Annotated in this window: 17 protein-coding genes and 1 tRNA gene; 2 read left to right on the forward strand and 16 right to left on the reverse strand. The window is 69.0% G+C overall.

Annotated elements, in window-relative coordinates; all coding sequences use genetic code 11:
* Nucleotides 1-8: 8 nt before the first annotated feature.
* The 14 genes from IPM43_01885 to IPM43_01950 all read right to left on the reverse strand — a co-directional run bounded on the left by IPM43_01885 (nt 9) and on the right by IPM43_01950 (nt 9,610).
* Nucleotides 9-2,378: a bifunctional DNA primase/polymerase gene (locus tag IPM43_01885; GenBank protein ID QQS25167.1), complete on the reverse strand. Its 2,370-nt coding sequence runs from the start codon at nt 2,376-2,378 to the stop codon at nt 9-11.
* Nucleotides 2,375-2,698, reverse strand: coding sequence for a hypothetical protein (locus tag IPM43_01890; GenBank protein QQS25168.1), 324 nt, complete (start codon nt 2,696-2,698; stop codon nt 2,375-2,377). The genes IPM43_01885 and IPM43_01890 overlap by 4 nt, the downstream gene beginning before the upstream one ends.
* Nucleotides 2,695-2,931 carry a WhiB family transcriptional regulator gene (locus tag IPM43_01895; protein ID QQS25169.1) on the reverse strand — a complete coding sequence of 79 codons (237 nt, stop codon included), beginning with the start codon at nt 2,929-2,931 and terminating at the stop codon, nt 2,695-2,697. The genes IPM43_01890 and IPM43_01895 overlap by 4 nt, the downstream gene beginning before the upstream one ends.
* Entirely contained in the window at nt 2,928-3,161 is a 234-nt protein-coding gene (locus IPM43_01900) for a hypothetical protein (protein ID QQS25170.1), read from the reverse strand. The genes IPM43_01895 and IPM43_01900 overlap by 4 nt, the downstream gene beginning before the upstream one ends.
* Nucleotides 3,158-5,038, reverse strand: a complete 1,881-nt coding sequence (gene dcm, locus IPM43_01905) for a DNA (cytosine-5-)-methyltransferase (GenBank protein QQS25171.1) — start codon at nt 5,036-5,038, stop codon at nt 3,158-3,160. The genes IPM43_01900 and dcm overlap by 4 nt, the downstream gene beginning before the upstream one ends.
* 19 nt (nt 5,039-5,057) lie before the next feature.
* Nucleotides 5,058-5,255, reverse strand: a complete 198-nt coding sequence (locus IPM43_01910) for a terminase small subunit (protein QQS25172.1) — start codon at nt 5,253-5,255, stop codon at nt 5,058-5,060.
* The gene (locus IPM43_01915) at nt 5,252-6,076 is read right to left on the reverse strand and encodes a pentapeptide repeat-containing protein (protein QQS25173.1); all 825 of its coding nucleotides are present in this window, start codon (nt 6,074-6,076) and stop codon (nt 5,252-5,254) included. Before IPM43_01915 ends, IPM43_01910 begins: the two co-directional genes overlap by 4 nt.
* Nucleotides 6,073-6,288, reverse strand: a complete 216-nt coding sequence (locus tag IPM43_01920) for a pentapeptide repeat-containing protein (GenBank protein QQS25174.1) — start codon at nt 6,286-6,288, stop codon at nt 6,073-6,075. The genes IPM43_01915 and IPM43_01920 overlap by 4 nt, the downstream gene beginning before the upstream one ends.
* Complete coding sequence (locus IPM43_01925) at nt 6,249-6,848, reverse strand: hypothetical protein (GenBank protein ID QQS25175.1); 600 nt, start codon at nt 6,846-6,848, stop codon at nt 6,249-6,251. Before IPM43_01925 ends, IPM43_01920 begins: the two co-directional genes overlap by 40 nt.
* 34 nt (nt 6,849-6,882) lie before the next feature.
* On the reverse strand, nt 6,883-8,187 hold the full coding sequence (locus tag IPM43_01930; protein QQS25176.1) for a hypothetical protein: 1,305 nt from the start codon (nt 8,185-8,187) through the stop codon (nt 6,883-6,885).
* The gene (locus IPM43_01935; protein QQS25177.1) at nt 8,184-8,333 is read right to left on the reverse strand and encodes a hypothetical protein; all 150 of its coding nucleotides are present in this window, start codon (nt 8,331-8,333) and stop codon (nt 8,184-8,186) included. Before IPM43_01935 ends, IPM43_01930 begins: the two co-directional genes overlap by 4 nt.
* Before the next feature lie 185 nt (nt 8,334-8,518).
* Entirely contained in the window at nt 8,519-8,995 is a 477-nt protein-coding gene (locus tag IPM43_01940) for a hypothetical protein (GenBank protein ID QQS25178.1), read from the reverse strand.
* Nucleotides 8,996-9,215: 220 nt separating this feature from the next.
* Nucleotides 9,216-9,389 carry a helix-turn-helix domain-containing protein gene (locus tag IPM43_01945; GenBank protein QQS25179.1) on the reverse strand — a complete coding sequence of 58 codons (174 nt, stop codon included), beginning with the start codon at nt 9,387-9,389 and terminating at the stop codon, nt 9,216-9,218.
* Nucleotides 9,389-9,610 carry a helix-turn-helix transcriptional regulator gene (locus IPM43_01950; protein QQS25180.1) on the reverse strand — a complete coding sequence of 74 codons (222 nt, stop codon included), beginning with the start codon at nt 9,608-9,610 and terminating at the stop codon, nt 9,389-9,391. The genes IPM43_01945 and IPM43_01950 overlap by 1 nt, the downstream gene beginning before the upstream one ends.
* Nucleotides 9,611-9,757: 147 nt before the next feature.
* Here IPM43_01950 and IPM43_01955 point away from each other — a divergent pair, with 147 nt between their 5' ends.
* Nucleotides 9,758-10,183 carry a helix-turn-helix domain-containing protein gene (locus tag IPM43_01955; GenBank protein QQS25181.1) on the forward strand — a complete coding sequence of 142 codons (426 nt, stop codon included), beginning with the start codon at nt 9,758-9,760 and terminating at the stop codon, nt 10,181-10,183.
* Between the two features lie 36 nt (nt 10,184-10,219).
* A complete protein-coding gene (locus tag IPM43_01960) occupies nt 10,220-10,438 on the forward strand; it encodes a hypothetical protein (GenBank protein ID QQS25182.1) in 219 nt (72 codons plus the stop codon).
* On the opposite strand, the gene IPM43_01965 is transcribed toward IPM43_01960, so the two are convergent.
* Together IPM43_01965 and IPM43_01970 are read right to left on the reverse strand one after the other, a co-directional pair.
* Entirely contained in the window at nt 10,394-11,482 is a 1,089-nt protein-coding gene (locus IPM43_01965; protein QQS25183.1) for a site-specific integrase, read from the reverse strand. The genes IPM43_01960 and IPM43_01965 overlap by 45 nt on opposite strands.
* 97 nt (nt 11,483-11,579) lie before the next feature.
* Nucleotides 11,580-11,653: transfer RNA gene (locus IPM43_01970), tRNA-Val, on the reverse strand.
* Nucleotides 11,654-11,659: the final 6 nt, after the last annotated feature.

Raw genomic sequence — 11,659 nt, forward strand, 5'->3', positions numbered from 1 at the left:
GGGGGGCATTAGAAGATTTCCTCGTGTGGGGTGGGGCCGCGGTGGGTGGCTTGGGGGTGTTCTCTGGGTTCGGGGCCGCGGTGGGTGTGTTCTCTGGGGTCGCCGTCCGACCGCGGCCCCGTGTCCCCCCCGAAGGGGGGGGGGACCACGGGGCCGCGGTCATCCGGGCTTTCGGACCGCGGCCGGGCCGCGGTGGGGCCGCGGTGGGCCGCGGTGGGCCGCGGTGGGTCTTCGGGGCTTTCGGACCGCGGCCGGGCCGCGGTGGGGCCGCGGTGGGCCGCGGTGGGCCGCGGTGGGGCTGCGGTGGGGCTGCGGTGGGCCGACCCGTGGTTGTCCACAGGGTTCCCCACATCCGTGCCGGTGTCGTCGAGCTCGCGGAACGATCGCTGCGACCGGTACGACTTGCCTCCTCGCTCCCCAGCTTCGGCGGCGACCCAGCCTTCGGCGGTGAGCACTTCGAGGGCCTCTTGCAGCGTCTCCCGCTTGCCGGTGACGGAGGCGAAAATTTGCCGAGTGGATGCGCCCGGGTTGATCTCCAGCCAGCGGCTGATTCGTTCCATCAGCACCGTTGGTCGGAATCGTCGGCCTTCGGCGGCGGCGGCTTGGGCGTCGCTCAGGTGGATCATCAGCTCGACGGTGTCGCCGTCGCTGATGATGTCGACGATGGCGGCGGTGGTGCTCTTGGCCCGGTTGCCGGGGCGGTCTTTGGCGACGGTGAGGCGCAGTTTGCCGTCGCGGCCTTTGGCGGGTTCCCGCAGGGTGTCGATCCGGTAGGCGGCGCCGCTGACGGCGGCGCGTTTGCGTTGGGAGCCGATGGCGTAGGCGCTGGGGGCGTCGGCGGCTTTGGGGACGTGGTCGAGGATGAGGACGGCGGGTCCGCCGTCGAGCCGGGTGAGTTGGCGGATGAGGACGAACCAGCGGGCGACTTCGGCGTCGGCGTTGGGGTCGACTCCGCCGGCGGCCATGGCTTCGCCGGTGGAGTCGATGACGATGAGCCGGTACGTGTGGGTGCGTTTGGTGATTTCGGCGACGCTGAGTTCACTGAGGCCGGTGGTGGGGTTGACGTAGTCGATGAGGGCGATTTCGTTGTCGGAGAGGCCGAGGGCGACGAGGCGTTCGGCGATGCCGGCGGGGGCGTCTTCGTAGTCGATGAGCAGGGCTCGTTGCCCGTTGCGGGTGGTTTCGGCGATGGCGGCGAGCGCTACCCAGGTTTTGCCGCCGCCGGATTCGCCGAACAGCGAGTTGATGCGGCCCGGATACAGCAGGGGTATGGATTTGTCGACGTGGAGGATTTCGGGGGTGGTTGGTTGGTAGTTGCCGGTGCGGATGAGGGCGGAGATGGTGGCGAGGTCGGTGGGGTCCCAGTCGCTGTTTGCCTCGTCGGTGAGTGCCTGGTGGGCGTGGCGGGTGCTGTCCATGGTGACGATCTGCGCGTTGGCGGCGTGGCGGTAGGTTCGGGCGCATTCGGAGCGGTCGCCGTGGTGGCGTGTTGCGGCGACGTAGCCGAACAGGCTGTACGTCCAGCCGGTGCCGCCGTTGACGGCCGCCCACGGCTGTTGGAGCGCCTGTACGGCGGTGGTGAACACGGTGAATGGTCCGTCGGGGTGGTGGAGCACGGCGGACGAGCCGTCGCGCACGTTTTTGCCGGGGCGCGTCCAGTGGGTGTCATGGTTGGTGTGGTCGGTGTGGTGGAGCTGCCAACCGTCGGCGTACAGCACGTCGTGCCAGCGATGGTCGGCGTTGATGCGGGCGGCGATGGAGTCGGTGTCTCCGATCTTCAGCCCGGTGCGCTCGATTTTGGCTGCCGGCTGGGGGTCGGCGGCGAGCTCGAGGAGCCATTGGGGGGTGTCGGCGGTGGTGATTTCGTCGGGTCCGTGGTCGATTTCCCAGGCGTAGGGGTGCCCGTTGGGGTGGATGGTGGGGGCTGCGACGACTACCCCAACGTTGCCGCGTATGTCGAGGCCGGGGCCGAGGCGGGTGCTGGCCGAGTTGCGGATCGGGACGCCGCCGGGGTCCTTGAAGAAGATATGGCTACCTCCGGAGCCGGTGATTGCGCGAACTGTCGGCGGTAGCGGACCGTGGATTGATTCTAATTCAGCGAGTGTCTCGTCGCCTCTTTTGCCGTCGGAGACGTCAACGTCGAGTACCCATATTCCCGATGTGGGCCCGGTGAGGATGCCGACGCCGTGGTTTCGGTACAGGCCCTGGTACCAGTTGGTGATGACGCCAGGGTTGGTGGTGGCGGCGTGCTGCCACGAGCCCATCGGCGGGTGCTTGCTGCCGGGGCGGATGGGCAGGACCCGCCAGCCGAGCGAGGCGTAGTAGAGGGCAGCGGTGAACGGTGAGCCCTCGTAGTCGGCGTGCTTGGTGGCGGTCACGTCACGTTCACCTTGCGCACCTGCCAGCGGTGCCCCTTCTTGGCCCACCCCCACACTTCGATGGTGAAGCACCCGGCCTCCCGCACGTGGGCGACGTTGGGGTGGTCTTCGATCTTGCGCACCCGTGAGGCGACGTGGGTCGCCGAGGTGGCCTGCACGAGGAGCGGGGCGGGGTGGTCGGGGTGGCCGACGGCGACGATGTCGACGAAGCCGAACAGGTCTTTGCGGATGCGCTGCTGGGGCAGCCAGCGTTCCACGACTTCCACGAGCGGCCATCCGTCGTTGCGGAGTGCTCGGAGGGTGAGCTGGGTGGGGGTCACGCGCTGCGTCTCCTCAGTCGGTTGCGTTCGCTCCGGGTGAGCCCGGCGAAGATGCCGTCCAGCCAGTCGCCTTCGCTCATCGCCCACGTGTGGCAGTGGTGGAGGGCGGTGCAGGTGGCGCAGATGTTGCGGGCGGGTTGGGCGGAGCGGCCGGGGGCGGGGAAGAACAGGTCCAGGGGTTGCTCTCGACAAGCGGCGTCTCGCCACCAGAGGGGCCGTCCGGGGAGGGTCACCAGTCGTTGTCATCCGCCGGTGATCGCTCAGGCGAGTGCCGGCACACGGCGTCCAACTCGGCGTCGGCGGTGTCCCGCCACGCGTCCAGCTCGAACTGCTGCGCCCGGTAGGGCTGGTGCCGCCAGCGCCGCAGGACGTCGATTTCGCCGCGCAAAGCGCCGATGTGAAGGGCTTGGACGATCGCCACGCACGCGACCAGCCAGCAAGTGACCCCGAGCACCCAGATCATCGGGCCTCCCATCGTCCCGCGCATTGAGACCGGACCGGACACAGCCGACAGAGCGGCTCGTCAGGGAGGCACACGGTGCTCCCCAAGCGGTGCAGCGCAGCGTTCAGTAGAGCCGCGTCCTCGCCAGCGCCGACCAACTTGGCGAGTTCCATGCGACCCGCGGACAACCGATTCTGGCGGTGCACGTCGGTGCCGGTGACGCGAGCAGTCACTCGAAGCACGGCCGTTGACGCCACCAGTCCCAGCGTCTCGCCGGCGAGCAACCTGTACCAGGTTCGGTTGGCCGGTCCGAGGTTCGCCGCCTTCATCCACGACTGTCCCTCCCACCCGGCTGCATCGGCGCGGACCGAGTCGGCGACGCGGCGGAGTCGCTCCGCCGCATCACGCCGGCGGCCGGGCGTGGACATTGTTGCGACCGCCGACAGAAGGCTCGGTGTGGCATCGCTGAAGCCCGGCGCCAGACGAAGGACGTCGGCTGGGGCGGGCCACGCCGACCCACCTTTCGATCCCAGGATCAGTCCAACCGCGACCGGCCACGGTTCTCCGGGGTACTCCCAGGGAGCTTGCTGGCGGTCAGCCTTCGCCCACTCCCGGACTGATGTGCGGAACTTCGCGCGGCGGACCGACGGACGTGCGGCACGTAGCAGGGGCCCTCGACATGCCTCGATGATGGCGCCGCCAATCGCCTCGGCCAGAGCGGGAGGAACCGCGTTTCCGATCTGATGGAACTGGTGCGATCTGCTGCCGGCGAACCGAAAGTTGTCGGGGAACGTCTGCACGCGAGCTGCCTCACGGACGGTGAGCGTTCGGTGCTGGTCTGGGTGGATGTACCAGTACCCGTCCTTGGCTATGTGCGCCGTGATCGATCGCGAGTAGTCATCCCAACCGAGGCGGTTGTACTTGTCGTCGAAGATGTCGTCGCGGTAGCGCTTCATCTCGTCGGGGAGATCCGAGTAGAGCGTGCCGGATGTCATCAGACGAAAGGCCTCGAGATCGTCGGCCCTCACCGCCCGTGTCAGGTGGTCGTGGATGGTCACCGCCGAGTCTCCCGCACACTGTTTGCGGGCGCGTCGGGCGAAGTCGCTCGCTCTTCGATCGTCGTAGGGCAGGGCCTCAGCACCGATCGGAGCGTCCGCCTTAACGTCGAGCACTGGCAGGTCGCCGATCGCGTCTCGCACGGTGACGGGCTCGACAGGGTCGGGCCACTGGAACGCGCCGCCGTCACGTACCCCGACCAGGATCAGCCGTTGGCGATGCTGGGGAACACCGTGGACCCAGGTGTCGACGATCCTGGCGTCGACCTCATAACCGAGCGTCTCCAGTCGGTCCAGCATCTGGCGAAGCACGATCGTGTCGTCGCCGAGTGCCATGTCTGGCACGTTCTCCATCAGCACCGACCGGGGAGCAATGCGCTCGACCACATCCAGGAATGCGCGCCAGAGCTCCTTGCGCAGGTCGACCTCGTCGCGCGCGCCCAGCTCCACGAGACTCCGGATCTTGGACCGACCTGCTCGCGAGAACGGTTGGCACGGCGGTCCGCCGGCGACCAAATCCACGGCGATTCCGTCAAACATGCCAACGACAGCGTCTCGGTCGGCGTCGGACGCCAGATCGAGACCCAGGGCGCGTCCGGCAAAGTTGTGAACGTGTGTTTCGAGCGCCCAAGGGTCGATGTCGACGGCTAGCGCGACTCGATAGCCGGCCGCTTCCAACCCCTGTGAGAGACCACCTGCGCCCGAGAACAGGTCGATCGCGATGGGCCTCTCCGAGCTTTGCGCCCACGTTCGCCATTCGCCTTGGTCAGGCGCATCATGGTGCATCGGTAGGCGCAACGGCGCGCTACGGCGGACCGTGACTCCGTAGGCCCGCGGTGTCATCCCTGCTGCCCTTCACCGGTCATCTCACAAACACCTCTGCTGGCGCCCCACGCACCCACTCGACCACTTCGCCCGGGTCGAAGAAAAGCGCCCCTTGACCACCACTAGGGCGATGACTCGGCATGCCGGCCCGGCGCCATCGGTCGATCGTCGCGATGGACACGCCCAACAGGTCGGCAAGTTCGGCGCGCGAGACGAACGGTGTCGGTGTGGTCATGACGCCACGCCTTTGGCGCCCTCAAGGTTGACGCCCTCAAGATTGACGCCGGACAGGTTGGCGTCGGACAGGTTGGCGTCGGACAGGTCGGCGCCCGACAGGTTGGCGCCCCCAAGATTGGCGGCGGACAAGTCGGCGCCACGCAAATCGGCGTCACGAAGATCGGCGCCGAACAGGTCGGCGCCACGAAGATCGGCGCCCTCAAGGTTTGCGCCGTACAGCCTGGCGTAGGCCAGTTCGGCTTCGCGCAGATCGGCGCCACGCAGATTGGCGCCGAACAGGTTGACGTCGGCCAGGCAGGCGCCGGACAGGTCGGCGGCGGCCAGGCAGGCGCCGGACAGGTTGGCGTTGACTAGCCTGGCGTCGACCAGGTTGGCCTCTCGCAAGTCGGCGCGGGACAATTTGGCGCCGTACAATTTGGCGCCACGCAGATCGACGCCCTCAAGATTGACGTCTTCAAGGTCGACGCCCTCAAGATCGGCGCCGGACAGGTTGGCGCCCCCAAGGCAGGCTCTGCGCAGATCGGCGCCCCCAAGATTGGCGCCGGACAGGTCGGCGCCACGCAAATCGGCTCTGCGCAGATCGGCGCCCTCAAGATCGGCGCCCTCAAGATTTGCGCCGTACAGGTTGGCGACGGACATGTAGGCGCCCCCAAGATCGGCGCCCCCAAGATTGGCGCCGGACAAGTCGGCGCCACGCAGATCGGCTCTGCGCAGATCGGCTCTGCGCAGATCGGCGCCCCCAAGATCGGCGCCCCCAAGATCGGCCTTGGTTACGATCCCATTTGCTGAGTCCATGCCATCCTCCTGTGATGTGGTCATGACGTCACGCCCTCGGCGCCCTCAAGATTGGCGCCCTCAAGATTTGCGCCCTCAAGATTGGCGCCGGCCAGGTTGGCGCCACGCAGATCGGCGCCCTCAAGGTCGCACCGCAGATCGACGCCCTCAAGATCGGCCTTGTTTACGAATTTGAACCCGATCACAGGCTGCGGCATCAGAACGGCTCCTCGTCCCATCCGGTGTCGTTGCCCCATCCGGTGTCGTTGTCGTGGCCGCTGGCGCCGATCTGCACGCCGGTCATCTCTCGATGCAGCTGCTCGCACCGCTGCGTCTGTGCGGCCTCGTCGGGCTTGGCGCGCCGCAGGTTGGCGGTGCGCAGCTTGCGCGGGTTGGCGCCCTGTCCGGCGACGTCGCCTTCGTAGGTGATGGTGAGGACGTCGCCGGACATCAGCTGGCCGTGCTCGTCCTTCGCCCCGCCCCAGCTCTTGGGCTGGCCGGGTTGGCGGGTCTTGTCGAGGTCGGGGTCCCAGCGGTTGCGGCCGGAGAAGTACCAGCGGACGAGGTCGCCGGGCTGGACATCGACGTCGGCCCCGTCGTTGGTGACGGTGGCGCCGGAGTGGCCGACGACGATGCCGAGCACCATCACCTGAGTGCGGGGCTCACCTTTGGCGTTGAGCTTGGGGGCGCCGGTGCCGAACTCGAGCCAGGGGACTTCGCGCTCGTCCACGAGGGCAATGCCGACCCGGTCGCCAGGGTGGCGAAGCTTGACGGTGGGGATGGAGGGGGTCTTGGGGGTCCCGATGGGGATGGGCATGGTGGTTGTCCCTTTCAGTTGGGGTTGGTGGTGTTCACGCCGCTTCGTGCAGCGTGAGCTGTCCGTCATCGGTGATGGCGGCGGTGAGCCGTCCTGCGACGTAGTCGTCGCATAGACGGGCGAACTGGGCGGCCGAGGTGGCGTCGAGCGCTCCGACGGCGTGACCGAGGGCGACGGCGGTGAGCATCGGGGCGTCGGAGGACATGGCCTTGGCGGCGAGCGCTCGCACCACCTCGTCGTCCCAGCCGGCCTCGAGCAGGGGGAGCAGACCTCGGGCGATCTCATACCGGCGGACGGTGCGGGCCTGCGACATGTGGATCGGCACCCCGGCGTTGGTCGCTTGCACCACCAGCTCTCGGAACACCGCCTGCTGGTTGGGGGCGAGGCGTTCGAACCGAGCTTTCATCGCTTCGGCGTCGGCGTCGGTGACGTAGGCGCCTTCGTCGGGCGCCGGGCGGCCCGGGGCGTGGACGCCGGGCAGGGTGGCCCGGCGCTCGGCTGGCGTCGCCGGGGTGTAGGTGGTGGCGAGGTCCTTGCGGGTCCGCCAAGCGCGCACCTGCATGGATTGGCGGAACGCCTGCCAGCCGGCGGCGATGTCCACGAGGTGCAGGGTGCAGGTGCCGCACCCGACGGGCAGGTGGATGACGAGCCCGTGGGTGCGGGACACGGCGGGCATGGGGAGCCGCTGGTCCTGCGTGCCGTCGTCCCGGTCGCCTTGGACGTACAGGGCGTCGGCGTTGGCGTAGGCGGCGAGCTGCACGGCGATCGACTGCCAGCTGTAGGACAGGTTGGCGCCGGTCTTTATGTCGGCGACGAGTGGCCCGTAGCCGGGGAGGTGGGCGACCAACCGGTCGGCGGTCCCGGCCACATGGTCGCCGTCGAGCACGACGGTCACTTCGATCATGTCGGGGTCGAACGTGATCTCTGCCGCCTGGATGGTGCGCACGTAGGTGTCCACGTCGGCGGCCATCGTCGGCAGCAGGATCGGCATGTTGCCCCGGTCCACCAGCTCGGTGACGGCGTGCAGCGCGGTGCCTTGGTTGGCCCGGTCGGTGGCACCGCCGGCGGTGCTGCATTCTTCCACCAGCCGCTTGCATTCCTTCTTGGCCGCCGAGTACCACGGGTCGGGGTGCTCGGCGATGAGTGCCTGCCAGCGGGCGTGCAGGCCCGAATTGCGGATCGCCCCGACCATTGCCGCGGTCGCTTTCCACGGTCCGAGCCCGTCACCGGAGTCGAGCGTCTTGGCGACGGTGGTGACCCGGGTGTAGCCGACCGGGCGGCCGCCCTCGGGTGGGACGACCAGGTAGCGGCCCCAGCGGTCTCGGCGTGTCTCGGTCATCGTGATATCTCCTGGGGGTCGGGATGCAGCTCGGCGTAGTGGGTGAGCGTTTGACGCAGCGTGTAGAGGTCGATCGAGCGGAGCCCGTGGCGCTCCAACTCGTCGCAGAGCAGGTTCAGTTGGTGGGCGAGGCGCTGGTCAGTCATCGAGCCACACTCCGACGAGGACGAGCGCGGCCAGCACGGCGATGATGGCGGCGGTCATCCCCGCACCTGCACCGTGTACGGCCTGGGCGTCCAGGCGGCGGCGGCGGCCCGCAGCTCGGTGACCTGCCGGCGAATCTCGGCGATGGCGGCGAGCGACTCGGCGTGGGTGCGGTCGATGGGGGCGTTCATGACAGCGCCCACGGGTCGTAGCCGGCGACGTCGAACAAGGCCTTGGCGGCACACGCCTGGCGCATCTTCGAGTCGGGGTCGTCCCCGATGATGTTGGTCCAGGTGGCGCCGCACTCGGCCAGCGGGCCGATCATGCGGTGGTCCCGGAAGATGACGTAGTGCAGCTGCCACCACCCGACGCAGCACCCCGACGGTGACGTCACGGTGTTGAGGCAGCGGGACTCCCGGTAGCCGAGGGCGTTGAATTGCTCGGGAAGCCCGACGACGACTCGGTACAGGTTCATCTCGTCGCACGGCCCGTCGAGGCGCAGGTTGGGCGGTGCCGGCGGCGGTGCGGTCGGGGTGACCTGCACGACGGTTCCCCGCACCGCAGGCACCTCGGCGATGACGTTCAGGTCCGCCTGGTAGTCGGCGGGGTCGTTGATGACCCCGCCGATGAAGACGACGAGGGCGGCGGCAATCCAGCGGATCATGTGGTGCCGTCCGGTGAGAAGGTGCCCCCAGCCGGCCCGGACGTCGGTACGGGGGCTGGGGGCGTCCCCGTCGGCTGAGCACAGGAGGCGCTAGGGGCCGACGAGATGGGGAGACCGGTGTGGTGGTTGTGGGCGATGCGCCGGTGTTTGCGCCAGGCATCGAGCGAGAGGAAGGGGAGCGAGTCGGCGGGGCAGTGCAAGCAGCGGAACAGGTGGATGCTCACTGGCTCTCCCACAGGTGGTGCTCGATGGCTTGGCTGGAGAAGCGCCACACCTTGCCGAGCTTGCGGCCGGGCAGCTCGCCGGTTTCGGCGAGGCGCCGGATGGTGGCGGGCGATAGGCGCAGCAACTCCCCCACTTCTTCGGCGGTGAGGATGGCGGGCAGGTTGGTCATCACGCTGCCCCGCTGTCTCGGTGCTCGATCCAGTGCTGGGGCACGTCGAGGGCGTCGGCGATGCGGCGACGGAGGGCGGGGTTGCGCTTAAGTCGGCGGTTGCCGTGCATGATGCGCACCACGTAGGAGAGGCTGACGCCGAGCTCGTCTGCGAGACGGGTGGGCGTCAGCCCTGATCGCTCCATCGCCTTGGTGAGGTTGTTGGGGTCGATTGCGGGCACGAGTCGAACAGTACCGGTCACTTCTGGTCAGTGTCAACCATGATCCACCATGTCCACACAAAAAACAGCACGACCAGGCATGATGCGCCACTGGGGCTGTTGGTTCGTCCAGTCGAGTCCAGTTGTGGCGTGGTTGACTGTCCACGAATGGGCATCGATGATGGGAGCGTGAAGGGGGGCGGGTTCGACGCCGTTGCCGACCTCGTGCAGCGCCACCGGATCCTTGCCGGGCTGACCGTCGTCGACGCAGCGAAGGCGGCCGGGGTCGGCCGGACGAAGTGGACCGAGGTGGAGGCAGGTCAGTCAGCCAAGCCGGAGACGCTCGCCCGCATGGCCATCGTCGTCGGCCTCGAGCCGGCCGAGCTGCTCGCCCTGGTCGACCCCAGGTTCACGCCACCCGCTGCCAGCGAGCCCGGCAACGACCTGGTCGCCCGACTCCTGCGGCTGGGTGACGTCGTGCAGCGTCTTGCAGATCGAGTCGGAGATCTAGAGCGTCGAGTCGACGCTCTAGATCCTCCAGCGCCCGCTCCAACCGTTCGACCGCCTCGTCCACGCTCACAGGCGCAACGCTAGACAGAGGGTGTTGCGCACCGGGGGTACGTTGACGGCATGGAGAAGGCTGCCAGTCAGATCCGGTTCGTGGCCGGCTTGCTGCTCGTCGCCTCGGTCGCCGTTGGCGCTCTCGCCGGCCGGGATATCCCCGACGCCGGGGAGTCGTTCGACTGGGTGGTGGCGTTGCTGGCGTGGGGGCCGGTGTTCCTCGGCTCCGTCGTCGCCTGGTGCTCAGCCGCCATCGTTGCCGTGTTGGGCCAGTCGTCGGGCGAGTGAGTCGGCGGCCGCCCGGTCGGTGGCGGGGACGAAGTGGGCGTAGCGTCGCAGCGTCGTCGCCGCCGTGGCGTGCCCGAGCCGTCCGGCGACGGTGACGGGCGCCTCCCCGTCGGCGAGGAGGGTGGTGGCGACGTAGTGGCGCAGGTCATGCAGCCGCACGTGCTCCAGGCCGAGGTCGCCTCGCAGCACCCCGAAGGCGTGGGTGACGTAGTCGGGCCGCCACGACGTCTCGCCGAGTCGGTGCGAGAACACCCACCAGTCGTCCCGCCACGCCAGCCCGAGCCCGAGCAAGTGCTCGGCGCGCTCGGCGCGGTGGCGAGCGAGCAGGCGTGACGTGGGCACGTCGAGCGCCACCACCCGATGCCCTTTCGCCCCGGTCTTGGTGGCGGTGACGACGAGCCCGCTGGCGGGCGTGTAGGAGACGGCGCGCCGGATGACGAGCGCCCCAGTGTCGAGGTCGAGGTCGTGCCACTGGAGTCCGCAGATCTCGCCTCGCCGGGCCCCGGTGGTGGCGGCGAGGCGCAGCCAGACGCCGAGCGGGCCGTCGGCGGCGTCGAGCAAGCGGGCGACGTCGACGTCGTCGGGTGGGGTGACGGGCCGGGGGGTGACCTTGGGACGTTGGGCGAGGCGCACCACGTTGCGGTCCGCCCAGTCGTAGCGCATCGCCCGCTGCCAGGCGGCCGAGAGCACGGTGTGCAGCCTGTCGAGCCGGTGCGGCGACCAGCCGAGGGTGCGGTACAGGTGCTCGACGTCGCCGACGCCGACGTCGGCGACCCGGCGGTCGGTGAAGTGGGCGGGGAGGGCGTCCACGACCCGCCGGTAGTCATCGGCGGTGGTGGCGGCCAGCTCGGCGTCGGCCAGGTGGGTGCCGGCCAGCACGGCGACAGTGACGTCTCGGCCGGCCAGGTGCCGTCCGAGCTCGATCAGGAGCCGGGCGCCGGCGATCTCGGCGTCCCGCCGGGTGGGCGCGGTGGTGGAGCGCCGACGGCCACCAACGGAGACTCGGACCCGCCAGGAGCCGGAGGGGAGACGGTCGAGGTGCACCCCCCGATTCTGCACCGTCGGTGCGACGGCGTGGTCACGGGTGTCACGCCGGAGACAACGACCGCACCCCACCACGTCTGCGACCAGGGGCGATGGGTGGGCGTAGCCGGACTCGAACCGGAGACCTCTACCGTGTCAAGGTAGCGCTCTAACCAACTGAGCTATACGCCCGAAGCG

Source organism: Actinomycetota bacterium (genome assembly GCA_016700055.1).
In the GTDB taxonomy this organism is placed as follows: Bacteria; Actinomycetota; Acidimicrobiia; order Acidimicrobiales; family Ilumatobacteraceae; genus Kalu-18.

Bases quoted from the DNA above. Each gene is read 5' to 3' on its own strand.
- IPM43_01900 (QQS25170.1), bottom strand. From the start codon at position 3,161: ATGATCTGGGTGCTCGGGGTCACTTGCTGGCTGGTCGCGTGCGTGGCG.
- dcm (QQS25171.1), bottom strand. From the start codon at position 5,038: ATGACACCGCGGGCCTACGGAGTCACGGTCCGCCGTAGCGCGCCGTTG.
- IPM43_01910 (QQS25172.1), bottom strand. From the start codon at position 5,255: ATGACCACACCGACACCGTTCGTCTCGCGCGCCGAACTTGCCGACCTG.
- IPM43_01915 (QQS25173.1), bottom strand. From the start codon at position 6,076: ATGACCACATCACAGGAGGATGGCATGGACTCAGCAAATGGGATCGTA.
- IPM43_01920 (QQS25174.1), bottom strand. From the start codon at position 6,288: ATGGGGCAACGACACCGGATGGGACGAGGAGCCGTTCTGATGCCGCAG.
- IPM43_01925 (QQS25175.1), bottom strand. From the start codon at position 6,848: ATGCCCATCCCCATCGGGACCCCCAAGACCCCCTCCATCCCCACCGTC.
- IPM43_01930 (QQS25176.1), bottom strand. From the start codon at position 8,187: ATGACCGAGACACGCCGAGACCGCTGGGGCCGCTACCTGGTCGTCCCA.
- IPM43_01935 (QQS25177.1), bottom strand. From the start codon at position 8,333: ATGACTGACCAGCGCCTCGCCCACCAACTGAACCTGCTCTGCGACGAG.
- IPM43_01940 (QQS25178.1), bottom strand. From the start codon at position 8,995: ATGATCCGCTGGATTGCCGCCGCCCTCGTCGTCTTCATCGGCGGGGTC.
- IPM43_01945 (QQS25179.1), bottom strand. From the start codon at position 9,389: ATGACCAACCTGCCCGCCATCCTCACCGCCGAAGAAGTGGGGGAGTTG.
- IPM43_01955 (QQS25181.1), top strand. From the start codon at position 9,758: ATGGGCATCGATGATGGGAGCGTGAAGGGGGGCGGGTTCGACGCCGTT.
- IPM43_01960 (QQS25182.1), top strand. From the start codon at position 10,220: ATGGAGAAGGCTGCCAGTCAGATCCGGTTCGTGGCCGGCTTGCTGCTC.